Genomic DNA, 25,473 nt, shown 5'->3' on the forward strand with positions numbered 1-25,473 from the left:
AAGACAAAACAAACCCGAAAGACCATCATGATTATTCAGGGCTATAATTTTTTCTGCGATATGCCCGATGATATGCGCTACCTGCGAAACAGCACGCCGGATGAGAATTTTATTGAAGAAAACATGATCTTCATTCTGCCGGAACGTTTAAAGAAGTTCCGTAAAAATCTCTGGCATGTTCGTAGAAATGCCGGGGCAACACATATTTATATTCCGCTGTTCCGCGTCAAAACCATTCTGGAGCATGACCCTGTTCCGCAGGGGTATGAAGGCCCGCTGGATGTGTTCCCTTTCTACACCCATACGTCCAAACGCCGCAGCCGCGCGCTGGACTACTATTTATTATTTATCTTCCGGCATAAAGAGACCTATGTGCAGTGCAAATCCCTTCTTAAACCGTAAAGGTTTTCAAAACTCTCATCATCCCTAAAAGGTTTCCTTAAACGCTTGCTGCACGCGCCACACGCCCTTTTGTGAGTCATGCGGGGATTGTGCCGCTTCCGATTGAATGGGAGCGTTAGCTCTCTTTTTCAGTCGCCAGACAGCCGGGGCGTGTGCAGTGGCGGTGGTGGAAGTCGTGTTTGCCATCCCATGAGCGCTGGAGTGTCCAGTCAGACCAGCGGTGCCCGAGAAGGTGGCAGATCAGGCGTGAGCGGAACCATCTCATGAGTTTGGTCTGCTAAGAGCCTGTTCCAGCCATTCGGCGACCGCAAACAGGTGTTCATCGCCCATATGCCGGCCCATGGCCATGAGGCCTACAGGAGCAGAGCCCTGTTCATGGCAGGGGAGGCTGATGGCGCAGCGGTCCAGAAAATTGGTGACTGTCGGGTTGCGCAGAAGCAGGAGGTTGGTCGCTGCGTAATGGCCCTCATCGTGCAGATCGGCAATGCGTGGCGCGATGATGGGCACTGTGGGCATCAGAATGGCGTCATACCCGTCCAGTCTTTCGGCTGCTTTGGCAATCAGGGCGCGGCGGCGCAGTCTGAGTGTAATATAGTCCACGGCAGTTTGTTCCTTGCCGCGTAAAATGCGTTTCAGCACAAATGGATCATAAAGGTCCGCGTGTTTTTCAATAAGTTTTTCGTGCCATGTGAGGGATTCTGGCGCAGGGAAACCGCCCAGCGCGTTGATGTCCGGTAGAGTATCCAGTTCCGGAAAACTGATGTTTGTCAGGATAGCTCCGGCCTGTTCAAGCCTGCGCAAGGCGTGCTCATAGGTGCGGGCTACCGTGGCATCCAGACCTGTCGTTACGTAAGTGCGTAACACGCCCAGACGTGGCGCACTGGTCATGCGCGGTGCCAAGGTGTCTGACAGTGTCACGCTCTGCCCGGACAATATACGGTCTGCCGCCCAGCAGCAGGAGACGGTGCGGCCCAGACTACCAACGGAATCCAGCGTAAAAGAGAGGGGGACTGTGCCTTCTGTGGAAATGCGCGAGGCAGTGGGCTTATAGCCCGTCAGACCAGTGAGCGCCGCAGGAATACGGCAGGAGCCTCCCGTGTCGCTCCCAATGCCGAGCGCCGCCATGCCATCGGTCACGGAAATAGCGGTTCCGGAGGAAGACCCGCCCGGAATACGGCGGTTGGCTCTGTCCCACGGGTTGGCGGGGGTGCCTGTGTGTGGGTTGATGCCAATGCCCGAGAATGCAAACTCGGTCATGGTCGTGCGGCCAATAGAAATCAGCCCGGCTTTGCGCAGGTTGGCAATGGCCGGGGCATCCTGTCTAGCCGGAGCGGCGTGTTCGAGAACGCGGGAGCCTGCTTTGGTTACGGACCCTACTTCGTCAAACAGGTCCTTCACGGATACAGGCAGGCCGGACAGGGCGGGAACCGGATGGCCCTGTTTACGACGTTGATCGCTTTCATCCGCAGTCGCGCGGGCGGACGCAGCGTGAATGGCGACAAATGTACGCGGGCCTTCGCCCTGCGGGTCCGTTATGCGGTCCAGAGCCTGTTCCACTAAATCCCGGCTGCGGAGTGTGCCGTCTGCCAGAGCCTGCGCCATGGAAAGGAGCGAGTGAGGGGCTGCGGGCATGAAAGGCAAACTCCGTCTTGAATATTCCGCACCCTGCGGGCGCTGAAGCTAGGTGCAGGATAGGGTCAGGCTACAGGGGCCGTATCCTTCAATGTGACAACCAGCGGCACATGGTCGGACGGACGGTCCATGGCGCGTTCTTCCTTGTCCGGCACCGCATCAATCAGCCGTTCTGCAACGCGGGGGGAGAGCAGGGCATGATCAATCCGCAAGCCGCAGTCGCGTTGCCATGCTCCAGCCTGATAATCCCAGAAGGTGTAAGCCGTGCCTGTGGGGTGGACAGCGCGCAGGGCATCCGTCAGCCCCAGCCAGACTAGTTTGCGCCATGCCGCGCGGCTTTCTGGCCGCACGAGGGCGTCATCCGGCCCCAGCGCGCCGGGGGCGCAATCTTCCGCAGTGGGGCAGACGTTATAGTCGCCAGCCAGTATGAAATCTGTGTCCGCGTGCAGGAAAGTCCGTGCGCGCTGGGCGAGCGCCTCGAAAAAAGTCAGCTTCGTTGCATAACCGTCTTCTCCGCCTGAGTTTCCGTTAGGCAGATAAAGGTTGCCGAGCGTCACACCCTGCGTACGCACTTCCACGTAGCGGGCTGCCGGGTTGTCAAAGCCCGGCAGATGGTCAGAGGTGGTTTCAAAAGCCCCTCGCACCAGCGTGGCAACGCCGTTGTAGGATTTCTGCCCGACGACGGCGCACTCATACCCGGCTTCCCGAAAAATATCCGCCGGAAACTGTGCGGTCTCACATTTGATTTCCTGCATCATCAGCACATCCGGTGTGTGGCGCTTGAGCCAGTCCAGAATGAGGTCTTGCCGTTGACGGACGGAATTGACGTTCCAACTCGCGATTTTCATGCGACGGAAAAGCTCGTGCCACACCCACAGGAGGAGGCTGCGTTCGGGTTGTTCACCGTGAAATGCGCGCCCATCAGCTTGTCCGCAAAATCCAGTTGGGCTCCGGCGAGCAGATCAAGGCTCACCGGGTCCACCACCACCAGAGCCTCGCCCTTGTCCAGCCGGATGTCATCTGGGGCGACATCCTCCGGGCCGATCAGCCTGAACTGATACTGGAAGCCGTTGCAGCCCCCGGCCTCCACCGCCACGCGCAGGGCGGCAGGCGGGGCTTTCCCGTCTGTGGCGGCAGACGCGGTGCGGGTTGCGATAACGCGGGCAATGCGCGCGGCTGCGGCATCGGAGACGGAGAAGGGCTGAGGCATGATCTGCTGGGTCATGCTTTCTAGATAGCGTGCGTGCGCATGAGTTTGAAGGGGCAGGGCGCGCGCATGGTCAATTTTAACGCAATGTCCTAGTGTGCGCGTTCTGTGAGCGGGATGCAGAACCGCCCACGTCAGAGCAAGCAGGACCGGAAGACTTATGGGACCACAGGCTGTCGCACAGAAGTTTCTCGCCCCCTATGCCGTGCAAGTGGCAGCGGGGAGGGGCCGCCGTCTGCATGCGGAAGAGGAATCCCTCACCCGCTCTCCCTGGCAGCGGGACCGGGACCGCGTGGTGCATTCCTCCGGGTTCCGGCGGCTGCAATATAAAACGCAGGTGTTTATTAACCATGAGGGTGATTTTTTTCGCACCCGGCTGACCCATTCTCTGGAAGTGGCTCAGGTGGCGCGCTCCATGGCGCGGTATCTGCTGCTGGATGAGGACCTGACGGAAGCCGTCGCTCTCGCGCATGACTTAGGTCACACGCCCTTTGGCCACGCAGGGGAAGAAGCTGTTGCTGCCCAGATGCAGCCATGGGGCGGGTTTGACCATAACACACAGGCCTTGCGGCAGGTGACGTTGCTGGAGCGGCGTTATCTGGCGTTTGATGGCTTGAATCTGACATGGGAAACGCTGGAAGGGTTAGCCAAACATAACGGCCCGGTGCGCAATCCCTCAGAACGTCTGCGTGAGATTGATGCGCAATGGCCGCTTGATCTGGGCACATATGCCTCAGGAGAGGCACAGGTGGCGGCGCTGGCGGATGACATTGCCTATCACGGGCATGATCTGGATGACGGCGTGAAGTCCGGCCTGCTCTCGCTGGATGATCTGGTGGATGTGCCTCTGGTGGGCAAGGCCTTGTGGGAAGCGCGCAAACTGGCGGCGGATCTCCCCGCTGGAACACCGCATACAAAACAGCGTATCCGGCATGAAATGGTCCGGCGTGTGATCCATGCTCTGACAACGGATGTGCTGGTCTGTACCCGCCAGCGGCTGGCCGATATGGTCCCGCAGAGCGTTGAGGAAATTCGGGCGGCGTCTGAGCCCGTTGTGGCCTTCAGTCCCGAGATGGCGGACGCGAACAAAGGGATTAGAAAGTTCCTGTTTGCAAAGCTTTACCGGCACTGGCGCGTCAACCGCATGACCTATAAGGCCAAGCGCGTGACGGGTGAGTTGTTCACCATTTTGGTGGAGTCGCCCAAATTGCTGCCTGATGGCTGGCGTGAGCCCGCACTGGCAGGGGATGACGCCGGATTACGGCGGACTGTGGCCGATTATGTCGCCTCCATGACGGATCGCTACGCGATGGAAGAACATCGCCGGTTGACTGATCTGTCCATAGCAGGCTGAAAACGCGGTTCTACCGCTTTCTTTGGGATCTTGAGTGTAATGTCAGACTGTTTGTTCCAGCGTTATCGTCACCACGTTCTGGCCGCCGTACGGGCGATGCTGCCTGATGTGTCGGAAGAAACGCTGGCCCGTGTGGAAGTCACCCCAACGCGTGATGCGGCCCATGGGGATATGGCAACCAATGCGGCTCTGCTGCTGGCCAAGGCGGCCCGCCGCAAGCCTGCTGACATTGCAACGGACCTTGTGGCTGCGCTGGAAAAGGTTGAAGGCGTTGCCCGCGTGGCGGCTGCCGGGCCGGGTTTTGTGAATATTACCCTGACCCCGGATGTGCTGCGCGCCATTCTGCCTGATGTGTTGAAGGTCGGGGAAGCCTATGGCGAGTCGCAGTCCGGCGCGGGTGTGCGGGTCAATGTGGAATATGTGTCCGCCAACCCTACCGGTCCGATGCATGTGGGCCATTGCCGTGGGGCCGTGGTGGGGGATGCGCTGGCAAACCTGATGGCCAAGGCCGGGTTTGACGTCACCAAGGAATTCTACATTAACGATGCCGGGGCGCAGGTGAAGGCGCTGGCATGGGCCGTGTACTGGCGTTACCTACAGGCGCTTGGCACGACCATGACGGAAGAGGCATTTGGTGCCCTGACGCCGACCGGCCTGCAATATCGCGGTGAGTATCTGATCCCGGTTGGGGAAGCGCTGATGGCCCAGTATGGGGACAATCTGGCGGAACCCGGCGCAAATCCGGCCCCGGAATTGACATGGCTGGACACGGTGCGCGACTTCGCCGTAGCGCAAATGCTGCTGGCGATTAAAGATGATCTGGCGGCCCTTGGTGTGCATCAGAACGTCTTTACGTCAGAAGCGCAGGTACTGCGGGATGGCGTGACGGATGCCGCCATCGACACGCTGGAAAAGCAGGGTCTGCTGTATGAAGGCGTGTTGGAGCCCCCCAAAGGCAAACTGCCGGAGGATTGGGAAGAGCGCGAACAGCTCCTGTTCCGCTCCACGCAGTTCGGGGATGATGTGGACCGTCCGATGCGCAAATCGGACGGTACCAACACCTACTTCGCCAATGACATTGGCTACCATGCGGACAAGGTGGCCCGTGGCGCGCAGATGATGGTGGATGTGTGGGGCGCGGACCATGGCGGCTACGTCAAACGCATGAAGGCCGCCGTGCGCGCCGTGACGAACGATACCGTGCCGCTGGAAGTGGTGCTGTGCCAGATTGTGCACGTTCTGCGCGATGGTCAGCCGGTTAAAATGTCCAAACGGGCAGGCACGTTTGTCACATTGCGGGACCTGATTGATGAAGTAGGCAAGGATGCCGTGCGCTTCACCATGCTGACCCGTAAAAGTGATGCGCAGATGGAGTTTGATCTGGATCTGGTGGTGGCGCAGAAGCGTGATAATCCGGTCTTTTACGTGCAGTATGCCCATGCGCGTTGCCGCTCAGTGCTACGGGCCGCGCAGGAAGACGGCACGTATGTGGCCGTCACACCGGAGGTTCTGGCAACCGTGCCGCTGGATTGCCTGAATTCCGATGCAGAAATGGCGTTGGCCCGCCGGATGGCGGAATGGCCGCGTCTGGTTGAGGCCGCCGCCCTTGCGCGGGAGCCACACCGCGTGGCCTTCTATCTGGCGGAACTGGCGGGTGATTTTCACGCGCTGTGGAACCGTGGGCGGGATGATGCGTCTCTGCGCTTCCTCCAGCCTGATGCGCCGGACGCCACCCGGGCGCGGCTGGCGCTGGTTGCGGCAACGGCAACCGTTATCCGGTCCGGGCTGGCTGTCATGGGCGTAGAGCCTGTGGAGGAGATGCGTTAATGAGCGAAAACGACAAAGGGTCTTTTGACGAGCGGATTAGCCGTGCGCGGGAACGCATGAGCACGGATTATGATGTGCCGCCCCCCCGCCGTTCGGCTGCTTCTGCGGGCAATGCTGGCGGAGGCGTGATTTCCCAGTTTCTCAGCAGCGATACTGGCACACGCCGACTGGTTTATGGTGCGGCCGGACTGGGCGGCCTGCTGGTGCTGGGCATTGGTGGCTGGGCGCTGATGGGCCACCACCAGAGCGGTGTGCCCGTACTCGGTCCGCCGCCTGTTGCCATGAAGACCAAGCCGGTTGATCCGGGCGGGATGCAGGTGGACGGCCTGAGCACTCCGGAGGCGGATGATGGGCAGGCGCATCCGGTGCCTGCGCCGGAAAAGCCTAATCCGGGAGCGCTGGCCGCACAGTATGGCCAGCAGGCTGCCAAAACGGCTGCCACCGACGCAGAGGGGGCAGCCCCCGGTGACGTGGCGTCTGCGGATCAGGCAAAAGTGCCTGCCGCGGGTAAAGACGTTGCCGCTGCTTCTCCTTCTGGGGACGCCTCCGCACCGGCAACATCTGCAACAGCCGGTGGCGCACCGCAGGCTGAAGCCTCGCCGCAGCCGGAAAGCCTGCCGGATTCCAGCGCCGGTGTTGCGGATGACTCTGCCACAGGAGATGCCGCGGCCAGTGCTCCAGTCGGTGCCTCTGCCCCTGCCGCGGTGCCTGCTGCTCCCGTGCCAGCCAAGGTAGCCCCCAAGCCGGTGCCGAAAAAGGTAGCTCCTGCGGAAGAGGCTGAACCTGCGCGGAAGCCGGAGGAGAGCCGACCTGTGGCAAGCGCAAGCACCGGGGGGAAATACCGCATTCAGTTGGCGGCCCTCCAGAGCGAGGCGCAGGCTCAGCAGGAATGGAGCCGCCTGAAAACGCGTTATCCGATGCTGTTTGCAGACCGCACGCCAGTGATTGAAAAAGTGCAGCGGGACAACGCGATTTTCTACCGTCTGCGGGTTGGCGGGTTTGCCTCCGTCGCGGAAACGCGCACGTTCTGTAGTGCTGTGCGTGAGCGTGGACTGGGCTGTACGCAGGTCCATTAAGGGCAGACAGAATGGATGCCGCGCAGCCGACTGACAGCGTGCAAGACCTGACTCTCTCGGAGCCTCTGCCTGATCAGGCAGAGGTTTCTGGTCTTTCTGCGCCCGTAACGGCAGGCGCGACTGCGGACGGTGGTGTGCCGCGCGTGCCCCTCCTGTCGCTGAACGGATTTGAAGGCCCGCTTGACCTGCTGCTGGATCTTGCGCGGGCGCAGAAGGTTGACCTCTCCCGCATTTCCATCCTGCAACTGGTGGAACAGTATCTGGCGGTTGTGGACTCCGTTCGCAAAGTGCGGCTGGAACTGGCGGCAGATTGGCTGGTGATGGCCGCATGGCTCGCGTGGCTGAAATCCCGCCTGCTCCTGCCAGCAGAAGACGAACTGGCTGCGGAAGGGGAAGACGCCGCCGAACTTTTGCAGGAGCGGCTGATAGAACTGGCCTGCATGACGGAACTGGCCCGCTGGCTGGAGACAAGGCCGAGGCTTGGGCGGGATGTTTTTGCCCGTGGCGAGAGTGAAAACCTGATTGAAATTGACCGCTCTGGCCTTGCACTGGATATGCCGCAACTGATGCGCGCGTATATGGCGGCTATGCGGCGCACAGCCCGCAAGCGGATTTATGCGCCACGCACCATCCGGTTCTGGACCGTGCAGGATGCGCTCTCCCGCCTGACACGTCTGCTGGGTAAAACACCGCCGGGTTGGAACAGTCTGGACGCCTTTCTGCCCGAGCAATTGCCGGAAGAAGGTGTGGGGGAAGACGCCATGCGTCAGCGCCGTGCTGCTGTGGCGGGCACGCTGATTGCAGGGCTGGAACTGGCCAAAAGTGGTCGGTTGGAACTGCGGCAGGATGAAACCTTTGGCAAAATCCTTCTGCGCCCGCAGGAGGTGCAGGAGCCTCTGCTTGATGATGAGGAGGTGGATGCTGAAGAAAGTGTGCAGGGTGGCGCTCGCTCTGGCCACACGGCGGTGCAGGGAGAGGAAAAACCGGGGGTGCTCCCGGAACAGACCGAACCGAGCGACACCCGCCCGCCCGCCGACGCGGAGCATGACAAGACACCCGGACGCAGCGCACGGGGCACAGTTAGGGAGACCCCATGAGCGAAACACCAGAGCAGATTGCGCACAGCGCACAGGGTGAGGCCGGTGCGGTGGACGTCATCGCGGCGTTGTCTGGTGCCGAACCACATGCGGCAGACGTAGGCTTTACGGTGCCGGACGATGCCGTGCGTCTGGCCGAGGCGCTGATTTTTGCCGGCACCGAGCCAGTCAGTCTGCGGCGTCTGGCCGAATTGCTGGAACTTCGGCAGCTTGTGCCGGAGGGTGTGGAGGATTTGGGGGCGTTTGTCGGGGCTGTTATGGCAGCACTTGTCACGCAGTATGAAGGGCGCGGCGTGGTGCCGGTGGAAGTAGCCGGTGGGTGGCAGTTTCGCACAGCGCCTGATCTGGCGCCCGCTCTTACCCGTGTTCTGGAAAAGCCTCGCCGCCTACCCCGCGCGGTGATGGAAACGCTGGCAATTATTGCCTACCACCAGCCCTGCACGCGTGTGGAAATTGAAGAAATTCGCGGCGTCAGCCTTGGTCAGACTGTGCTGGATACGTTGATTGAAGCGTCTCTGGTGGCTCCACGAGGGCGTAAGGAAGTGCCGGGCCGCCCGGTGTTGTGGGGCACAACCCCGGATTTTCTGCGGCATTTTGGTCTCCGGGCTTTGTCTGATCTCCCCCGGCGTGAAGAATTGCTGGTCGATGTGCCCGATACGCTAACGTCCAGCAGGGTATCCGCGCAGGATGCTGCTGAAATGCAGGAGAGTGCGGCGGACGAAAGAGAAGACGTCAGCCAAAAAGCATTTGCGGACTCATCGTCCGAAGAAGACCTCTTGACAGAACAGGTCGGTCAAACTGCTGGAGAGCCAGAGCCAGAGCCAGAGCCAGAGCCAGAGCCAGAGCCAGAGCGGCAGGTGGCCGAAGGTTCTTCGGTAGAAATGGAAGCGACGGATGCTTCAGGCGCACGGTTCGCTGGAGATATGGTCGAAACAGACCCGGATTTAACACCTGCGGATGAGGCCGGTGATGCGTCTGATCTGGAACGCTGAGTGGATGCAGGAGTGTGCTCAGCCAGACCTTTTGCCGTGTTGGACACAGATGCCGGAGCCGGAGCGGTTCCCGAGCCGCAGCGGTCGTGATAGATCTGCGTCCATGCTGAAGGGTGGTCCTGCGGATGTTTGATTTTGCCTGGTCGGAAATTGCGCTGATAGGGGCGGTGGCGCTGGTCGTCATTGGTCCGAAGGATCTACCGGTCGCTATTCGCGGGCTGGCGGGATTTGTGAAAAAAGCCCGCAAAATGGCCAGTGAATTTCAGTCTCACGTTGATGAAATGGTGCGCGAAGCGGACCTGACCGAAGTGCGGGACCATGTGCGGGATTTACGCAATCTGAACGTGCGTGGCCGGATTATGAAAGCCATTGATGGTGATGGCACTCTGGCGCGGTCTTTTGAGGAACCGTCCGGTGTGCGTCCGGCAGGCCCACGCGGGCTGGACGCGCCGACCCGCCCGACCGCACTTGGCGGGACAACGGGTGGGTCCACCGCCATGCTAGAAGAGCGCAGCCTCGGCCTGCCAAGCCTGCCACCTGTTACGGCAAGCGGCAGTGCGCTGGATGACCTGAATCCGCTGGTGGAAGATGAAGTGGTGGACGCTCCGGCGGAACTCCCCCCGAGCCACGTGCGGCGGATTATCAGGGAGCGCGAGCGGCTGTTTCCGCCCGCCATTCTGCCCCCCGTGCGGCTGATGCACGGGCAGCGGCGTGTGGCACCGGGGCCAGTAGCACCGGGATCAGTAGCACCCGGCCAGATGGCTGACGGCACGGAGGCTGGACGCGGGCTATGAAGGAGAACGAACCCGTGCAGGATGATCCGATTCATGATCAGCCAATGCCGCTGATTGACCATCTGCTTGAACTGCGTCGCCGACTTTTATGGTCGGGTGCTGCGTTTCTGCTGTGCTTTGCCCTGTGTTACCACTTTGCGGGTGACATCTATCTCTTTCTGGCGCGCCCGCTGGGCGAGATTATGCGGCAGCAGGGTGAACAGCCGCACCTGATTTACACCGCGCTGTATGAGGCCTTTTTTACCTATATCCGCGTGGCGTTTTTTGGGGCGGCATTTATGTCTTTCCCCATTATTGCCATTCAGGCATGGATTTTTATTGCACCCGGCTTGTACCGTTCGGAAAAGCGGGCTTTTGCACCGTTTTTAATAGCAACGCCCGTTCTGTTTCTGCTGGGGGCGGCGCTGGCCTATTACTTCATTTTCCCCATTGCGTGGCGGTTCTTCCTCTCTTTTCAGACACCGGGCAGTTCCGGCGGTGTGCAGATTGAACTTCAGGCCAAGGTGTCTGAATATCTCTCGCTGGTGATGAAGCTGATCATGGCGTTCGGTGTCGCGTTTGAACTGCCGGTGGTGCTCACCCTGCTGGCGCGGGTGGGTATTGTAACGGCCGATATGCTCAGGCGCTTCCGCCGGTATGCCATTGTGGGGGCGTTTGTGATTGCCGCCATTCTCATGCCGCCGGATGTCATTACGCAGGTCGGGCTGGCAGTGCCGCTTGTCCTGCTTTACGAAATTTCTATTCTGGCAGCCCGGCTTGTTGAACCGAAAACCAAGCCGGACCCGCTGTCTGACCAGACCACCCCAGAGGAAGAGGCTTCCTGATCCATGCATGATATCCGCGCCCTGCGCGCAGACCCTGCCGCTTTTGATGCTGATCTCGCGCGCCGCGGGATTGATCCTGTCGGGCAGAAGCTTGTTTCATGGGATGAGGAGCGGCGTCAGGCCCAGACCGCCCTGCAGGAAAAGCAGGCGCGCCGCAAGGCGCTGGCGCGTGAGATTGGCGCTCTGAAACGCACGGAGGGCGATAGCAGCGCGCTGGAAGCCGAAGCCATTACCATTCGTTCGGACATGGAGCATCTGGAACTGCGCGTAGCGGATCTGGATGGTCAGATTACCGACCTTCTGGCCAGTCTGCCCAACCGCTTGGACGCATCCGTACCGGATGGGCCGGATGAGACGGCTAACGTGGTCCAGCATGTTTGGGGCACGCCGCCGGAGTTCAGCTTTACCGCGCGCCAGCATTTTGAACTGGGGGAAGCGCTGGGGCAGATGGATTTCGGCACGGCCGCCAAACTGTCCGGCGCACGGTTTGTGGTGCTGCGGGGGGCGCTGGCCCGTCTGGCCCGTGCGCTGGGGCAGTTCATGCTGGACCAGCATACGGATGAAAACGGGTACGAGGAAACACAGGTGCCCGTGCTGGTGAATGATGCCGCCATGTATGGCACGGACAAACTGCCCAAATTTGCCGATCAGTCCTTCCGCACGGAAGATGGTCGTTGGCTGATCCCTACGGCGGAAGTGCCGCTGACGGCCTCTGTCGCCGGAGAGATTCTGGAGACCGCCACGCTACCGCGCCGCATGACCGCGCTGAGCCAGTGTTTCCGCAGTGAGGCCGGGTCTGCCGGACGAGACGTGCGCGGGATGCTGCGCCAGCATCAGTTTGAAAAAGTCGAAATGGTGTCCGTCACCACGCCGGAGGAGAGTGACGCGGAGCATGAGCGCATGACGCGTTGCGCTGAAAGCATTCTGGAAAAACTGGGCGTGCCTTATCGTCGCGTGTTGCTCTGTGCAGGAGATACCGGATTTGGTGCCGCCAAGACGTTTGATCTTGAAGCATGGTTGCCGGGGCAGGGCGCGTGGCGTGAAATTTCCTCCTGCTCCAACACGCGGGATTTTCAGGCCCGCCGTATGAACGCCCGCTTCCGCCCGCAAGGTGGGGGTGCGCCAGTGTTTGTGCATACGCTGAACGGTTCCGGTCTTGCGGTTGGTCGGACACTGATTGCCGTGATGGAAAATGGCCAGAATGAAGATGGCTCCATCACGGTGCCAGACGTTCTGCGTCCCTACATGGGTGGCCTTGCGCGGATTAGCTAAAACGCTCCGTCTGTTTCTTTGAGCGCCGCAGTTTGCAAAGGGTTTTCAGCCTTTGCGGACTGCGGCGTTTTTGCTGTCCCGCTTGTTGTGGGTGGTTAGCGTAAAGGCGTGTGTCCTGAGGCTTGAAGCTCTATGGGTGGTGACACGTAGCGGTTGAGGATGTCACGGCATCGGTGCGCCGCTGCTGCGGGGGGCGGAGACCAGTTCGGGAATACGGAGTGCCTCCCCCGGCTGCCGCGTGTGCGGGGTAGAGGTCTCCTCCATACTCTCGGTGTCTGCTGGGGTTGGCACAATCAGCGTGGTGGTCTGGCGTGGTCTTGCCGTGGGGGACTGCTCCAGCCCCGGTATTGCGCCTGCTGCGATCAGGGCGCGGAGGATAGCGCTGTGCCAGAGGATTTCCGCACGGTCTCTCACCAGATCAGCCGTGTAGGCGGCCTGTCGTGCCCGCAGTGCATCATCCAGAGAGTTTTCCTGCATTTTCCATGAGCGTTCCAGCAAATCGGCCCGCTTGTCCAGTTGTCGCGCAGCGTTCTGAGCGCTTTTGAGGGCTGCGGCAGCGGAAGCCAGACGAGCGCGAATTTGCACCAGTTCCTGCCGGACCATGCGGCGGGCCAGCGTTTCCTGCGTTTCCGCTGCGGCCACCCGGTTACGGGCTTCCGCAAGTAGCGGGGCGTTATGCACGGCACTGGGCAGAGCCATGGTAAAGTTCACGCCCACACGGGTATCCCACGGGCTGCCATATTGTGCTTCATGAATGGCCCCCACACCGATTTCCGGATTGGGCATGAAGGACCGACGCGCCAGAACCAGATCCGCTTGAGCGGCGGCGGTTGCCTTCTGTGCAGCGCGCACTCGTGGGTCATTCTCTTCCACTGTATGGGCAACAAGTCGTGTTTCAGCACTTTCCGGGGCAGAAAAAGCCTGAATGTCCGGCACAACGGGAGTGCCCAGTAGCGCGACCAGCCCGGCGGTTGCGGTTTGTGCTTCTTCCTGCGCCATGGCGGCATCGGTCTGGGCTGTGGCCAGAGCAGCTTCGGCCATTTGCTGGTCCGCCTGTGTCACTTCCCCCGTACGCGCAGCAACGGCCATATGTTCGCTCAGGCGTGTTGCGGCAGTAGAAAGGGCCATCGTGGTAATAACCCGCTTGCGGGCCAGAAGGACGGTCGCGGATGCATCCAGCAGGCGGACGGCAAGGGCCATATGCTCAGCACTGGTGCGCTCAGTCGCGGCTTCCGCATCTGCTCGCGCCAGTTTGCGGGTGGCGCTGCCCTGCCCCGGCAACCAGAGTGGTACGCTTACCCCGCCCTGATAGGTTGTATAGCCAATATTGGTGCCAATAGCGTGGTCATCAAAATAGGACCCGGAGAGGGAAGGCCCACCAGCAAACCAGCTTCCGGCGGCCCGTGCGCGGGCTTCGGCCGAGCGACGGTTTGTCCCCAGTTCCGAGCGCAGCGGGTCCTGCGCCCATGCCATGGCGAGTGCATCCGGGAAGGAGAGGCTGCTACGGGGGGACGCAGCCTCGCTGACGGACGATGGCCCACTCTGCGCATGGGCGGCGTGCAGAGTGCCGAGCACCATCAACAGAACAAGGCAGCAGCGGGAAGCCTTCATTAGATTTCATACACCCCGGTCAGAACATGGTGTTTCCCCTCCAGTGGCCTCCGGTCAGGAGAGTCGGGGAAGGGAGGAAGCAAGGACGTGCCGGAGTTCTGCATACAGCTTGAACCTGACAGGACGCTGAACATGCCAGAAGGAAGCCCGCCCGTCTCCTGCCGGGGATGATAGCGTGCGCTCGTGGTTAGAAGAAAGTGTCCTCATTTTCCTCAGACTCTCCGTCTTGAGTCTTGTCGTTGTGGGGCTGCGGAGGTGTTGGTGGGGTGGGCGTGGTGGCCTTATGCGGGAGCGAGACAGACCCGATTCCATCAATTTGCTGTGTCAGAGACTGCGGGGTGCTGGTCAGTTTCACGGAGCCTGCGCCGTCTATGGTCAGCTTGAGGCTATCCGTATGGCCGTGGGCTTTCACATGCGCAGCCCCGTTAATGACGAGGTTCAGTGTCGGCTGCTGGTAGTCCTGCACATCAAGTGTGCCAAAGTCGTTCAGCGTAAGGGTGTTCAGGGCCGGCGCGGTAATGGTGACGGTCAGAGAATTGTTGCTCCAGTGGGTATGGTGGTCCTTGCTTTCGGCCATATCCAGCGTGTTGCCCTGCAAGGTGACGCGGTTCACCAGCCTTTCAGACCCTTTGACCGTAATGCCCGGCTTCTCCCCCTGTGTGTAGATAATTCTGGCGGGCAGATTGAGGGTCAGGGCGTTGCTCCCTTGCCAGTCCAGAGTGCGGGTGGTGGTGGGGCCTGTGGGTTCCGTACCTGCCCAGTCCAGCGTCCATTGTGTTGACGGGAAGAGGAGCGGTCCGCGGACGGTTGCCATACCAAAGCAGAGGGCGGAGAGGGCTGCGCCGCCCAGCGCGATCATTGTAATGCCACGGATCATGGAGAAATTCCTTGAGGAGCAGGCGGATTAGGACGGGTTGGCTTGTGTAATCAGGCGATAATGGGCGCGGCCGTAGCGTATGAGCAGATTGATGACGCCGATTGTAAACAGCGCGCACACGGCCACGATGGAGGCCCCGCCACTGGCCATGCCAAGGCTGATCAGCACGCCCTGAAGCCAGTCTCCGTCAAAGCCGGGCAGCAGGCTGATCAGGGCGAAAGGCAGCATGATGCTCCCCGCCAGACAGATGCAGGCTCCCGCAATAAAAAATGCCAGATCAATGGAGCCCACAGTCAATAACACTGGCAGCACGACCAGCAGATCCAGCGCGGCCAGCCCCAGCACGCCGACAATCGCACCCAGAGCATTGCCGAGGCTCCGTTCATCCTCCCACCGGCGCATGCCAGTCTCAGCCCTGACTTCCCGCGCCAGACGTGAGGGGTCTCCCAAGGCTGTGGCAATCTCGCTTTCGGAGCGCCCCGCTGCGCGGCCTTCATCAAAATGCGCGGTATATTCGGCAAGAATATCCTCAACAACAGAATGCGGGAGGCCTTTCAATCCTGCGCGCAGCTTGTCAAGGAACATCTGTTTGCTGTTCATGCCTGTGTGTTCCTTACGGTTTTTTGGACCGTCAGAGTGGTTGGAGTGGGAGAGGAGGCGGCCGGAGCAGGGCTGGGCGTATCGTCAGAGCCTAAAACGGCGTGGACAGCTTTGGTAAAGGCCGTCCACGCAGTGCGCTGACTGTTCAAACTCTGCCGGCCCTGTTCCGTCAGAGTGTAGTATTTACGAGGCGGCCCGGAGGGGGATTCCACAAAATACGTGGATACAAGACCATCTTTCTGCATACGACGCATAAGCGGATAGATAGTGCCTTCTCCCATATCAATGGCGTCAGACAGGCGGCTGGCAATGTCATATCCGTATGAATCTGCCTTCGCGAGAAGAGCAAGCACACACAGTTCCAGCACGCCTTTCTTGAACTGAACAAGGTTGGGTTCCACGGCTTTTCCTGTTCTGGAGGCACCAAAGGCCCGCACTGGGTTGGCACGGACGACTCGTTGGTGGCTTTCGATAGCTATTTAATACAAACCAGAACTGACTATTGCAAGGTAGTGGTTTATAAAAAATTTGTGCCATGTGCACCATGGAAATGCGTGTCTTTTGGGCTGCCGGACAGGTTTATAGCCCGAGGTGGCAACCGGATGCGGAGAACGCATCAACGACATGCGGACTGGCTTTGGTGTTTGTGTTTTTTATGGGCCAGCCGAAGTAGGAAGAAATGCCTGCACGATCATAATCTATAAAATGATTAAGTCCGCATTTTTGCAAAATGGCGTGCATGTCCTGTGGGTTGAAGCGACTAAGCCACGGCTCTCCAACGGAGGCAACAAAGGCACTCCGCTCTTCCATGAGCTGTCTGTGCGAGCCTTCATAATTTTCGAGCGGTTCACCATAATCAAAGACAATTTCGGAACCAGAGAGGCTTGCAACAAAACGCAGGGTGTTTTCGATCGCTTCCTGCGTCAGATACGGCACAACGCCTAGCCACGAGAAAAAAGCTGGTATGGCAAGGTCAAAACCAGCCTTAATCAGGCAGGAGCGGAGGTTGTCCTGTTCGAAATCCACAGGAACGAACGTCAGGGACTGCGGCACACTCAGTCCTAATTGCGTAAGATGCGAACGCTTCCAGTCCTGCATAAGTGGCCGATCCACTTCGAAAACAGTGAGACCACTCTTTACATGCGGATTGCGAAGGCCGAGCGTATCAACGCCGCCTCCCATGACAACGGCCTGTCTTATGCCGCGCTGTACCGCTTCGGCCAGCTTGTCTTCCACGATGCGGCTGCGAATGGCCATGAAAAGACGAAAGCCTTTTTCCCCTTCCTTATCGCCTTCCGTGGCGAGAACATCAGCCGTTTCACCTGCAATCTGGAGTGCAAGAGGGTCAGAAAAGACCGCGCCCTTTTCCAATATCTGGTGTTTCGCTCGATGTCGGGCGACGCGCCATGCGGTTACACTTGGGCAGGCGTTTGCCATGGCATTTCTCCGGTCAGGACTGGGTCTGATCAGGACAGCACTGACTCAGGATATCGATCAATTCACTTTGCAGACTATCAGACGCGCAAATAATCCATACATGGTCGAAATAGTGCGGGCCGAGATGTGGGGAGGGGGTGTTATGTGGACGCTGGTTGGGGTCTTAAAAGACGATCACCCATAATAAAAAATCCTGTCCGGAAAAGATTCCGGGCAGGATTGTAAAAATCGCGGTCAAAAGAGAAAAATCAGGAAACCTGCTTGACCCAGCCATGTGTGTCTTCCGCACGACCATACTGGATGTCGCACAGGGCTTTGCGCAGGGCGGTGGTGATTTCGCCTGTTTTGCCGTTGTTGATCACGCAGGTGCCTTCAGCACTTTTCAGGGTGCCGATAGGGGTCACAACCGCTGCCGTGCCGCAGGCAAAAGCTTCTTTCAGGCGGCCGGATTTTGCATCGGCATAAAGCTGGTCAATGGCGTAGGGTTCTTCACGCACGGTCAGGCCTTTGTCCCGTGCCAGTGTCAGCAGGGAATCCCGGGTGATACCGCGCAGAATGGTGCCTTCCAGCGGGGGGGTGAGAATGGTGCCGTCATCAAACACCATGACGATGTTCATGCCCCCCATTTCCTCAATCCATTTGCGTTCAATGGCGTCAAGGAACAGTACCTGATGGCAGCCATTGGCTTTGGCTTCCATCTGAGCTGTCAGGCTGCCAGCATAGTTACCGCCGCATTTGGCTTCACCCGTGCCACCGCGGGAGGCGCGCACCGTGCGTTCTTCCACCCACACGCTGACCGGGCCAGCATCTTGCGAGAAATATTCTCCAGCGGCACAGGCAATAACCAGAAACTTGAACTCTGCGGCGGGCTTTACGCCCAGCGCGGCTTCTGTCGCAATCATGAAGGGGCGGATGTAGAGCGTGCCGACATCGGCTGCCGGAATCCAGTCCTTATCAAGTGCTACCAGTTGCGTTACGGCATCCAGAAACAGCTCTTCCGGCACCTGCGCCATGGCCATACGTTCGGCGGAATGGCGGAAGCGGCGGGCATTGGCGTCCGGGCGGAACAGCAGCGCCTCACCATTGGGGGCGCGGTAGGCTTTCATGCCTTCAAAAATTTCCTGCGCGTAGTGCAGGACGGAGGCGGCGGGGTCCAGCGTTAGCGGCTGGCGCGGCAGGATTTGCGGTGTGTGCCAGCCTTTACCTTCCGTGTACGTCACAACAGCCATATGTTCGGAAAAAACGCGGCCAAAACCGGGGTTGGCAAGCAGGGATGCCCGCTCAGCCGGAGAAGCCCGGTCGGCTTTTGGCGTAATCTGAAAAGCGGTTTTGGTAGGGGTGTTCATGAGGTCTGGCGTCTCCGCGGCCTGCTGTGCAGTCTGTCTGTGCCTGCATTGACAGCGTTTGTTGCGATGATGGCGTTAAATAACATGATCATAAGTGTGTTGCCAGAGCGGGGGCAGTGTCCCCATATCTGCCTTTCCCATACGGTCTGGCTGTTTTTTGCCTGCGAGACCCGGATATTCCTCCACTGGCTGTCATGATGAAGGGCCTTTGCAATGACCTCCTTTTCCCTACGGCAGACCTACAGCCAGTTGCCGGACCATTTTTACGCCTCTGCGGTGCTCACGCCGGTTGCAGCGCCTCGGCTCATCAAACTGAATGGTCCGCTGGCGCAGTCACTGGGGCTGGACGTGGATTGGCTTTCCGGGCCGGACGGTCTGGCCATGCTCTCGGGCTCGTGTATGCCGCAGGGGGTGCAGCCGGTAGCGTTGGCCTATGCCGGGCACCAGTTTGGGCATTTCGTGCCGCAACTGGGGGATGGCCGGGCGCTTTTGCTGGGGGATGTGACGGATGCCAGCGGTCAGGTGCGGGAGATACAACTGAAAGGCTCTGGCCGGACGGCTTACTCCCGCCGAGGGGACGGACGGGCGGCACTCGGACCAGTGTTGCGGGAGTATGTGGTGAGTGAGGCCATGGCCGCCCTTGGCGTGCCCACAACCCGTGCACTGGCTGCGGTTATCACGGGGGAACAGGTGATGCGGGAGACGCCTTTGCCGGGCGCCGTGATTGCCCGCGTAGCCAGTAGCCACATCCGGGTGGGCACGTTCCAGTTTTTTGCCGCACGGCAGGATCTCACCGGGCTGCGGGCGTTGGCCGACTTCGCTATTGCCCGGCATTATCCCGATGTCGCTCAGGCTCCTGCGCCTTATCTGGCCTTGCTGGAGCGTGTGATTGCAGCACAGGCGGATCTGGTCGCGCAGTGGATGCTCAAAGGCTTTATCCACGGTGTGATGAACACCGATAATATGGCAATCTCTGGCGAGACGATTGATTACGGCCCCTGCGCCTTCATGGAACAGTATGATCCAACCACGGTGTTCAGCTTTATTGATGAACGAGGGCGCTACGCCTACGGCAACCAGCCGAGTATGGCTCTGTGGGACCTCACGCGTCTGGCAGAAGCACTTTTACCACTACTGGCAGAGGATGAGGAACAAGCGGTGCCCGTTGCGCAGGACGCGCTCGGCGCGTTTGAAGGGCGTTTTCAGGCAACCTATCTGGCGGGCTTCCGCGCAAAGCTGGGCCTTAAAACAGAGCAGGCCGATGATACGGACTTGTTCCGCAGCCTACTGGAAACCATGCAGGAAACGCAGGCAGATTTCACGCAGACTTTCCGTGCTTTGAGTTCAGAAGGAGCGATCAGCGGGGAGAATGTGCCAGAGCTGCTCGCAGCCTTCGGCCCATGGTTGGCCCGTTGGCGGCAGCGGTTAGCCGGGGAAGAGGAAGGCACAGTTTCAGCGCGTGTCGCTGCAATGCAGAAGGTCAACCCGGCCTTTATCCCGCGCAATCATCTGGTGGAAGCGATGATCAGGGCTGCGGTGGATGAGGGGGATTTCTCGAAGTTTGAAGCGTTGCTCGCCGTCTGCACCCGTCCGTATGACGACCAGCCGGGGAAAGAGGCTTATGCCCGCCCCGCGCAACCCAGTGAGCGCGTGCGCCATACATTTTGCGGGACCTGACCCCTGACCAGCTCTGGTCAGACAATCCCGTCTACGCTCACAAATTTTCTGCCATCCGCGCTTTCTTCCACACGGGCCTGCACGCGATAAACTTCCCGCAGCAGGTCCGGCGTTAGCACACTGGCTGGCGGCCCGGAGGCAATGATCTGGCCTGCGTGCAGAACAGCGACAGTGTCCGCCCTATTCAGAGCAATATTCAGGTCATGCAGCACCAGCACTGTAACAAGCTGATGGGCTGTAGTTTCCCGCCGCAGAATATCCATTACGGCAAACTGGTGGTGCAGGTCCAAAGCACTAAGGGGTTCATCTAGCAAAAGACCTTGCGGTTTGCGGCTGAGTGCCTGCGCCAGCCCCACCAGTTGCCGTTGCCCGCCGGAGAGTTCATCCATGGCCTGCATGGCAAGATGGGGAATGCCAAACAGGGTGAGACTATCCAGCGCGGCCTGAATGGTCTCTTCCTGTGGCGTGCCAGACGCGGGGGCGAGCCGCCCTGCATGAGCGGTGTGGCGCGCCGCAATCAGTGCCTCCAGCACCGGCAGATGCACCGCAGCAGGCAACGCCTGCGGCAGATACAGGCACCGCGCCGTGCGGTCTTGCAGGCTCATGCGGGATAATTCCGCTCCGTTCAGCGTGACGCAGGCGGAAGAGGGTACCAGTCCGGCCATGGCGCGCATCAGGGTGGATTTCCCGCTGCCGTTTGGCCCCAGTAGAGCGCACACCGTGCCGGGCGTGAACGGGCCTGCCGTTACATCCTGCAAGACGGTGCGTCTGCCATACCGCACGGTAACGTGCGTCGCATTCAGGCCAGTTTGGTGAACGGGCGGTGCTGTCATGACAAACCACGCTGGCGTAACACAATGCTGAGAAAAAACGGAATACCCACTAATGCTGTGACAATCCCGGTGGGAATAATCACGCCGGGGATCAGCATTCGCGCTGTCACGGAAGACAGCGACAGAATGAGTGCCCCCACCAGCATGCTGCCCGGCAGGTAAAACCGATGATCTTCCCCCAGCAGCCTGCGGGCAATATGGGGGGCCACCAGCCCCACAAACCCGATAATCCCGACAAAGGACACAGCGAGCGCAGACAGCAGACTGACCCGCAGCAGAGCGCCCCGGCGCACGCGCGGTACATTGACGCCCAGACTGGCGGCCCGTTCTTCCCCCATACGCAGGGTAGTCAGGCTCCATGAGGCCCGAAGAGAGAAGGGAACAACCAGCGCCCCAAGGGCTGCCAGTAGACCAAGTTTGGGCCATGTGGTGCGCGTGAGACTGCCCATGGTCCAGAAGACCAGATCCTGCAAGGCGTCCTCACTGGCCATAAACTGCATGAGGGACACCAGCGCCTGAAAGGTAAAGACCAGCGCTATGCCAAACAGTACCACCGTGCTGGTGCGGGCGTGGCGTAGACGCCCCACGACATCAAGAAGAAAGACCGAGCCAATGGCGCAGGCAAAGGCGTTCCCCGCAATAAGCCATGTATCCGGCAGACCCGGAAAATGCAGCCCCAGCACAAGAGCGAGGGACGCCCCGAACGCTGCCGCCGCCGAGACCCCGAGCGTAAACGGGCTGGCCAGCGGGTTGGCCAGAATGGTTTGCATTTCCGCGCCACTCAGCCCGAGGGCCGCGCCCACACAGACGGCCATCAGCGCATAAGGCAGGCGAATCTGCCAGACAATAATCCGCTGGCTGTCCGGCACCATGGAGGGGTGCAGGAGTGTGTGAAGTAATTGCGTGGGGGATAACCCTGCCGGGCCTAAAGAAAAATCCAGCAGTACCGAGACCAGAATAGTCCCGCCCAAAACAGCTAGAATACTCAGCCGCCGTGTTAGTAACGCCTGATAGGCTGCTCTGATCCGAGCAAGGGAAACCGCGTCGGGTGAAAGCGGAGCGCCGGGAGGGCTGGGAACTGTCATGGATCAGGATGCGTCCGGCAACGCCTCTATCAGGCCAAGGCTACAGGAGGGAAATCAGGTTCTTGAGTATGCCTAGCACCTGTTGCGGTTTGATAAAACTCTTTGGTCGCAATGCCGGGTCGCCCTCGGCGGCGTGACAGACTGATGCCGACGCGCCGCCGAGGACGATAAATTTTTAGGTAAAGAGTGCTCTCAGCGTTGAGCGAGCATGGCTTCGAGCTTTTTCTTTTCTTCTGTCAGAGCATGAACGTGCTCCGGGTTGTTTTTTTCTGCCCGAGCCAGATCGCGCTCCACTTCTTTCAGTCGGTGCGCGAGGTTTACTGCGGAGGGTTCGTGATGTGTCGTCATGGTCTTGCTCCTATTTCCGGTCCAGCACCTTGCGGGCGAGGGTCACGATATCGGCTTTCTCCACGCCTTCGGGGTTATGGCGTGCTTTTTTGGCAATCTCGCGTTCCTGCTCAGAGGCATGTTCACCCCCTTTGAGCACGAAGTCCGCCAGTTCCGTCACCTCTGCTTTTGTCAGCAGTTTGGGTTCCTTGGTGGCCCGTTCGGCGAGAGCATGCAAACTGCTTGTTTCGTGTGGAAGCTTGTCAGTCATGGTGATCCTGTCCTGTGCTGAAATGCGTTTTACAGAAGAAAGATATGGGAACGCGATCAGACGGATAACAGGGGGACTAATGCGGGGCAGGAATGCGCATGAGCACGTTCTTCGCAAATTTGCCTCGTCGTGGCTTGGTTATGTCGGTTTTTTGTTGGCGGGGGCAGAAGTGCGAGCAGGAATAGCTAGAGCGCAGTCCGTGCGGGGATGCTCTCTCTCAACGGGCTAAATATCCATCCTATTTCTGGTGGCCCTATAATTGGCTTCGGCGGTCAAGAAAGATCGGTTTTCCGCTGTCTGTGCCTGAGCCTGAAACACGGGGTATGAGGGAACATTAGACATATTCAATTTTCTAATGTGTCGCTGGCAGCCGCCGGATACACAATGCGATTCTGTTCTGTCTCGACTGCGGTAGGTGTCAGGTCTGCCTTCTCGGCTTTTGTCATAGACAGGATATGAAAGACGGTCTGGTGATTGACCAGAAGGTAATCGGTCACGATGCGCCTGTGGCAACGCCACCAGAGGACTTCCGCGCACATCAGGGCGACTGTTTCTGTCCGGCCCATTGTGATCAGCTTTTCAAGACCGCGATGGAAATCATCTCCCAAAGCGTAATCGGCATAATTATGAAAACTCTGGACCCGCCAGTAAGCATTTGTGTCAACGGGCACAGTTTTACTGCGTGGGCGGCGGCCGCCCAGTTCAGGAATGTGAGTGTAGCCAATGCCCTGAGTGTGGAGTTCCGTTATCAAGGCCTCTCCATCAAAGTCACGATTGCGCCGGGAATAGGGGAAAGCCCGTACATCGGCAATCTGTGTCACTCCATAATGGCGCAGGAGTGCTATGAAATCTTGCAAAGAGTGCGTTGAGTGTCCGATGGTATAGAAAGTGTGAGGCGTATTAATAACAGAATTCCTATTTTCTACGCATGTCGGAAGGAAACGCAGCTCATGCAGTCACAGAGTTTCGAAATCGGTGATGTTGTCACATGGAACTCGGAAGCTGGCTATGTCAGTGGCCGAATTAGAGCTATCCACACCACGCCATTTGACGTCAATGGCTATCAGCACCATGCAACGGCGCAGGAGCCCCAATATGAAATTGAGAGCCTGAAAACCGGGCATGTCGCTTTTCATAAAGGCGGAGCGCTGACTAGAGTTGACTGATGATGCAAGGCTTTTTTGAAGCGGTAGCCTGACGGAAGACTGACATTCCTGCGGGCCTTGTTTCTGTTCTTACAATCGGTCTCGCATTTACGAATGCTGTCAACGCAGTGATGCAATAAGGCCTGACTGCGTGGCATGTCGTGCGGGTTTTGTCCTGCGAAACCGAGCATGGTCCATTTTGCGCAGTGCCGCTCTCTGGCTATTGCCCGTGCAGGAATGCTTAAATGCTTACAGGGCGCCCCGCACTTGAACACTTGCTTGAATGTCGTGCAGGAAGTGGATGCTGTCTGTTGGATCTGTTTTCGAGATCCCGACAATCAGCGTGCCCTGTTCTTGACGGCGCGGAGGATAAAAGGCTTTTACTCGCCCGCTCTCTCCGTCTGTCAGGAAGTAAAAAACTTTGACGCAACCCGGCTCGCCTCAGCCCGATTCTGCTTCTGCTGGTAATGCCTATGGCTCAACGCTGGTTTTTACCGCAACTGAAGACCATGCGGGTGACCGGGTGGACCGTTTTGTAGCCGCGCAATCTGGCACGTTATCCCGCTCACGGGTCAAAGCACTCATTGAGGAAGGACATTTGACCGGCAACGCCGCCCCCGTGACGGAACCGGCGGAAACCGTAAGGCTCGGTATGACTTATGTGTTGACCATTCCTCCCGCCGCCCCCGCCACACCGGAAGGGGAGCGCGTGGCGTTTGATGTTCTGTATGAAGATGCAGACCTGATTGTGCTCAACAAACCCGCAGGCCTTGTGGTGCATCCCGCACCGGGAAATGAGACTGGCACGCTGGTCAACGGCCTGATCGCGCATTGCGGGGAGAGTCTGAAAGGGATTGGCGGGGAGAGGCGGCCCGGCATTGTGCATCGGTTGGACAAGGATACCTCCGGCCTGATGGTTGTGGCCAAAACGGAACAGGCGCATTTGGCACTGTCAGCCGATTTCGCGGCCCGAAGGATAGACCGCGCCTATCTGGCCTTCTGCTGGGGGTGCCCACAACCAGCAGAAGGTGAGTACGAAGGCGATATCGGGCGCGATAAACGCGACCGCAAACGCATGACGATTGTAACACACGGCGGAAAGTGGGCGTTGACGCGTTACCGTACGCTTCAGGCGTTTGACATGGGTGCTGCCCTTGTCCAGTGCCGTCTGGCAACAGGCCGCACACACCAGATCCGCGTGCATTTTTCGGCCAACGGACACCCATTGATAGGGGACCCTGTCTATCTGCGGCGTATTCCGGCCGCAGCCAAAGGACTTTCCGCAGCTGCAAAAGCGGCGGCGCTGGATTTTCCACGGCAGGCGCTCCATGCCGCCCGTCTTGGGTTTACGCATCCGCGCACCGGAGAGCAGATGCTGTTTGAAGCCCCTATGCCAGACGATATGTTGGCATTAGGGGCGGTTTTGGGTTTGATCCCCGCAAAGGCCGTTATTGTCTGAGCAGACGGAACCTCTCAGCGTAATTGGCGTTCAGGCCCAGCACAGACGCTCCGGTATGGTAGCGAGTCTGTCGGTCTGTTGTGTGGGGTAATCAGAGTTATACGCACGGTGGATGGCGGATTTATGAGGGTTTTCTTGACACAGCCCTTATTCCGGCGCACCGTCAGCATCCTTTCTGATCCAGCCTGTAGGGCTGTCAGGACGGATGTTTCTTCGCTCGTGCTGCCCATTCGGGGGGCGATGGAAGAAGACAGTCAATTTTCGTCCGCTTGTAACCGGAAACTTGCCGAGTTTTAAGCAACGCCTATCAGATTTTTACGGAACCTGA

General features: G+C 59.2%; 25 protein-coding genes and 2 pseudogenes. 12 read left to right on the plus strand and 15 right to left on the minus strand.

Going from position 1 to position 25,473, the window contains the following annotated elements:
• Positions 1 to 27 precede the first annotated feature (27 nt).
• Positions 28 to 402 (plus strand): hypothetical protein, encoded by a 375-nt coding sequence (locus AD949_RS10230; RefSeq protein ID WP_048835515.1) that lies wholly within the window; start codon positions 28 to 30, stop codon positions 400 to 402.
• Positions 403 to 517: 115 nt separating this feature from the next.
• Here the strand turns inward: AD949_RS10230 and AD949_RS14145 are convergent, their stop codons facing one another.
• The 4 genes from AD949_RS14145 to AD949_RS10245 all read right to left on the minus strand — a co-directional run bounded on the left by AD949_RS14145 (position 518) and on the right by AD949_RS10245 (position 3,259).
• The gene (locus tag AD949_RS14145) at positions 518 to 667 is read right to left on the minus strand and encodes a hypothetical protein (protein ID WP_156475928.1); all 150 of its coding nucleotides are present in this window, start codon (positions 665 to 667) and stop codon (positions 518 to 520) included.
• Positions 664 to 2,034 carry an amidase gene (locus AD949_RS10235; protein ID WP_048835514.1) on the minus strand — a complete coding sequence of 457 codons (1,371 nt, stop codon included), beginning with the start codon at positions 2,032 to 2,034 and terminating at the stop codon, positions 664 to 666. Before AD949_RS10235 ends, AD949_RS14145 begins: the two co-directional genes overlap by 4 nt.
• Positions 2,035 to 2,099: 65 nt before the next feature.
• On the minus strand, positions 2,100 to 2,882 hold the full coding sequence (locus AD949_RS10240; RefSeq protein WP_048835513.1) for an exodeoxyribonuclease III: 783 nt from the start codon (positions 2,880 to 2,882) through the stop codon (positions 2,100 to 2,102).
• Positions 2,879 to 3,259: a HesB/IscA family protein gene (locus tag AD949_RS10245; RefSeq protein ID WP_082064651.1), complete on the minus strand. Its 381-nt coding sequence runs from the start codon at positions 3,257 to 3,259 to the stop codon at positions 2,879 to 2,881. Before AD949_RS10245 ends, AD949_RS10240 begins: the two co-directional genes overlap by 4 nt.
• A 142-nt stretch (positions 3,260 to 3,401) precedes the next feature.
• Between AD949_RS10245 and AD949_RS10250 the strand changes: the two genes are divergently transcribed.
• The 8 genes and pseudogenes from AD949_RS10250 to serS all read left to right on the plus strand — a co-directional run bounded on the left by AD949_RS10250 (position 3,402) and on the right by serS (position 12,477).
• Positions 3,402 to 4,595: a deoxyguanosinetriphosphate triphosphohydrolase gene (locus tag AD949_RS10250; RefSeq protein WP_048835512.1), complete on the plus strand. Its 1,194-nt coding sequence runs from the start codon at positions 3,402 to 3,404 to the stop codon at positions 4,593 to 4,595.
• Between the two features lie 39 nt (positions 4,596 to 4,634).
• On the plus strand, positions 4,635 to 6,422 hold the full coding sequence (gene argS / locus AD949_RS10255; RefSeq protein WP_048835511.1) for an arginine--tRNA ligase: 1,788 nt from the start codon (positions 4,635 to 4,637) through the stop codon (positions 6,420 to 6,422).
• Positions 6,422 to 7,498 (plus strand): SPOR domain-containing protein, encoded by a 1,077-nt coding sequence (locus AD949_RS10260; RefSeq protein ID WP_048835510.1) that lies wholly within the window; start codon positions 6,422 to 6,424, stop codon positions 7,496 to 7,498. Before argS ends, AD949_RS10260 begins: the two co-directional genes overlap by 1 nt.
• 11 nt (positions 7,499 to 7,509) lie before the next feature.
• A pseudogene (locus AD949_RS10265) lies at positions 7,510 to 8,430 on the plus strand (segregation and condensation protein A); the annotation flags it as partial.
• A gap of 233 nt (positions 8,431 to 8,663) precedes the next feature.
• Positions 8,664 to 9,254, plus strand: a pseudogene (gene scpB, locus AD949_RS14750) (SMC-Scp complex subunit ScpB); the annotation flags it as partial.
• A gap of 458 nt (positions 9,255 to 9,712) precedes the next feature.
• Positions 9,713 to 10,381 carry a Sec-independent protein translocase protein TatB gene (tatB, locus tag AD949_RS10275; RefSeq protein ID WP_082064648.1) on the plus strand — a complete coding sequence of 223 codons (669 nt, stop codon included), beginning with the start codon at positions 9,713 to 9,715 and terminating at the stop codon, positions 10,379 to 10,381.
• Positions 10,378 to 11,205: a twin-arginine translocase subunit TatC gene (tatC, locus tag AD949_RS10280; RefSeq protein ID WP_048835509.1), complete on the plus strand. Its 828-nt coding sequence runs from the start codon at positions 10,378 to 10,380 to the stop codon at positions 11,203 to 11,205. The genes tatB and tatC overlap by 4 nt, the downstream gene beginning before the upstream one ends.
• A 3-nt stretch (positions 11,206 to 11,208) precedes the next feature.
• Positions 11,209 to 12,477, plus strand: a complete 1,269-nt coding sequence (gene serS / locus AD949_RS10285) for a serine--tRNA ligase (RefSeq protein ID WP_048835508.1) — start codon at positions 11,209 to 11,211, stop codon at positions 12,475 to 12,477.
• Positions 12,478 to 12,639: 162 nt separating this feature from the next.
• Here the strand turns inward: serS and AD949_RS10290 are convergent, their stop codons facing one another.
• The 6 genes from AD949_RS10290 to AD949_RS10320 all read right to left on the minus strand — a co-directional run bounded on the left by AD949_RS10290 (position 12,640) and on the right by AD949_RS10320 (position 18,348).
• The gene (locus AD949_RS10290; RefSeq protein ID WP_244463322.1) at positions 12,640 to 14,088 is read right to left on the minus strand and encodes a TolC family protein; all 1,449 of its coding nucleotides are present in this window, start codon (positions 14,086 to 14,088) and stop codon (positions 12,640 to 12,642) included.
• A 187-nt stretch (positions 14,089 to 14,275) separates the two neighbouring features.
• Positions 14,276 to 14,965, minus strand: coding sequence for a GIN domain-containing protein (locus tag AD949_RS10295; protein WP_048835507.1), 690 nt, complete (start codon positions 14,963 to 14,965; stop codon positions 14,276 to 14,278).
• Positions 14,966 to 14,992: 27 nt separating this feature from the next.
• On the minus strand, positions 14,993 to 15,565 hold the full coding sequence (locus AD949_RS10300) for a DUF1700 domain-containing protein (protein WP_048835506.1): 573 nt from the start codon (positions 15,563 to 15,565) through the stop codon (positions 14,993 to 14,995).
• Positions 15,562 to 15,966 carry a PadR family transcriptional regulator gene (locus AD949_RS10305; RefSeq protein WP_048835505.1) on the minus strand — a complete coding sequence of 135 codons (405 nt, stop codon included), beginning with the start codon at positions 15,964 to 15,966 and terminating at the stop codon, positions 15,562 to 15,564. Before AD949_RS10305 ends, AD949_RS10300 begins: the two co-directional genes overlap by 4 nt.
• 178 nt (positions 15,967 to 16,144) lie before the next feature.
• Positions 16,145 to 17,002, minus strand: coding sequence for a class I SAM-dependent methyltransferase (locus tag AD949_RS10310; protein WP_048835504.1), 858 nt, complete (start codon positions 17,000 to 17,002; stop codon positions 16,145 to 16,147).
• Positions 17,003 to 17,250: 248 nt separating this feature from the next.
• Positions 17,251 to 18,348: a branched-chain amino acid aminotransferase gene (locus tag AD949_RS10320; RefSeq protein WP_048835502.1), complete on the minus strand. Its 1,098-nt coding sequence runs from the start codon at positions 18,346 to 18,348 to the stop codon at positions 17,251 to 17,253.
• Positions 18,349 to 18,561: 213 nt separating this feature from the next.
• Between AD949_RS10320 and AD949_RS10325 the strand changes: the two genes are divergently transcribed.
• Entirely contained in the window at positions 18,562 to 20,025 is a 1,464-nt protein-coding gene (locus AD949_RS10325) for a protein adenylyltransferase SelO (RefSeq protein ID WP_048835501.1), read from the plus strand.
• 17 nt (positions 20,026 to 20,042) lie between these two features.
• Here the strand turns inward: AD949_RS10325 and AD949_RS10330 are convergent, their stop codons facing one another.
• The 5 genes from AD949_RS10330 to AD949_RS10345 all read right to left on the minus strand — a co-directional run bounded on the left by AD949_RS10330 (position 20,043) and on the right by AD949_RS10345 (position 23,362).
• A complete protein-coding gene (locus AD949_RS10330; RefSeq protein WP_048835500.1) occupies positions 20,043 to 20,858 on the minus strand; it encodes an ABC transporter ATP-binding protein in 816 nt (271 codons plus the stop codon).
• Positions 20,855 to 21,943 (minus strand): FecCD family ABC transporter permease, encoded by a 1,089-nt coding sequence (locus AD949_RS10335; RefSeq protein ID WP_048835499.1) that lies wholly within the window; start codon positions 21,941 to 21,943, stop codon positions 20,855 to 20,857. The genes AD949_RS10330 and AD949_RS10335 overlap by 4 nt, the downstream gene beginning before the upstream one ends.
• Positions 21,944 to 22,135: 192 nt before the next feature.
• Positions 22,136 to 22,291, minus strand: coding sequence for a hypothetical protein (locus AD949_RS14240; protein WP_167334769.1), 156 nt, complete (start codon positions 22,289 to 22,291; stop codon positions 22,136 to 22,138).
• 10 nt (positions 22,292 to 22,301) lie between these two features.
• Positions 22,302 to 22,541, minus strand: a complete 240-nt coding sequence (locus AD949_RS10340) for a hypothetical protein (protein WP_048835498.1) — start codon at positions 22,539 to 22,541, stop codon at positions 22,302 to 22,304.
• Between the two features lie 344 nt (positions 22,542 to 22,885).
• Complete coding sequence (locus tag AD949_RS10345) at positions 22,886 to 23,362, minus strand: DUF488 domain-containing protein (RefSeq protein WP_244463321.1); 477 nt, start codon at positions 23,360 to 23,362, stop codon at positions 22,886 to 22,888.
• Between the two features lie 129 nt (positions 23,363 to 23,491).
• On the opposite strand from AD949_RS10345, the gene AD949_RS10350 reads away from it, so the two are divergent.
• Positions 23,492 to 23,707, plus strand: coding sequence for a hypervirulence associated TUDOR domain-containing protein (locus AD949_RS10350; RefSeq protein ID WP_048835496.1), 216 nt, complete (start codon positions 23,492 to 23,494; stop codon positions 23,705 to 23,707).
• Positions 23,708 to 24,170: 463 nt separating this feature from the next.
• Complete coding sequence (locus AD949_RS10355; RefSeq protein ID WP_048835610.1) at positions 24,171 to 25,145, plus strand: RluA family pseudouridine synthase; 975 nt, start codon at positions 24,171 to 24,173, stop codon at positions 25,143 to 25,145.
• Positions 25,146 to 25,473: the final 328 nt, after the last annotated feature.

Origin of the sequence: Acetobacter orleanensis (assembly GCF_001581005.1) — a bacterium.
Classification (GTDB): Bacteria; Pseudomonadota; Alphaproteobacteria; order Acetobacterales; family Acetobacteraceae; genus Acetobacter; species Acetobacter orleanensis.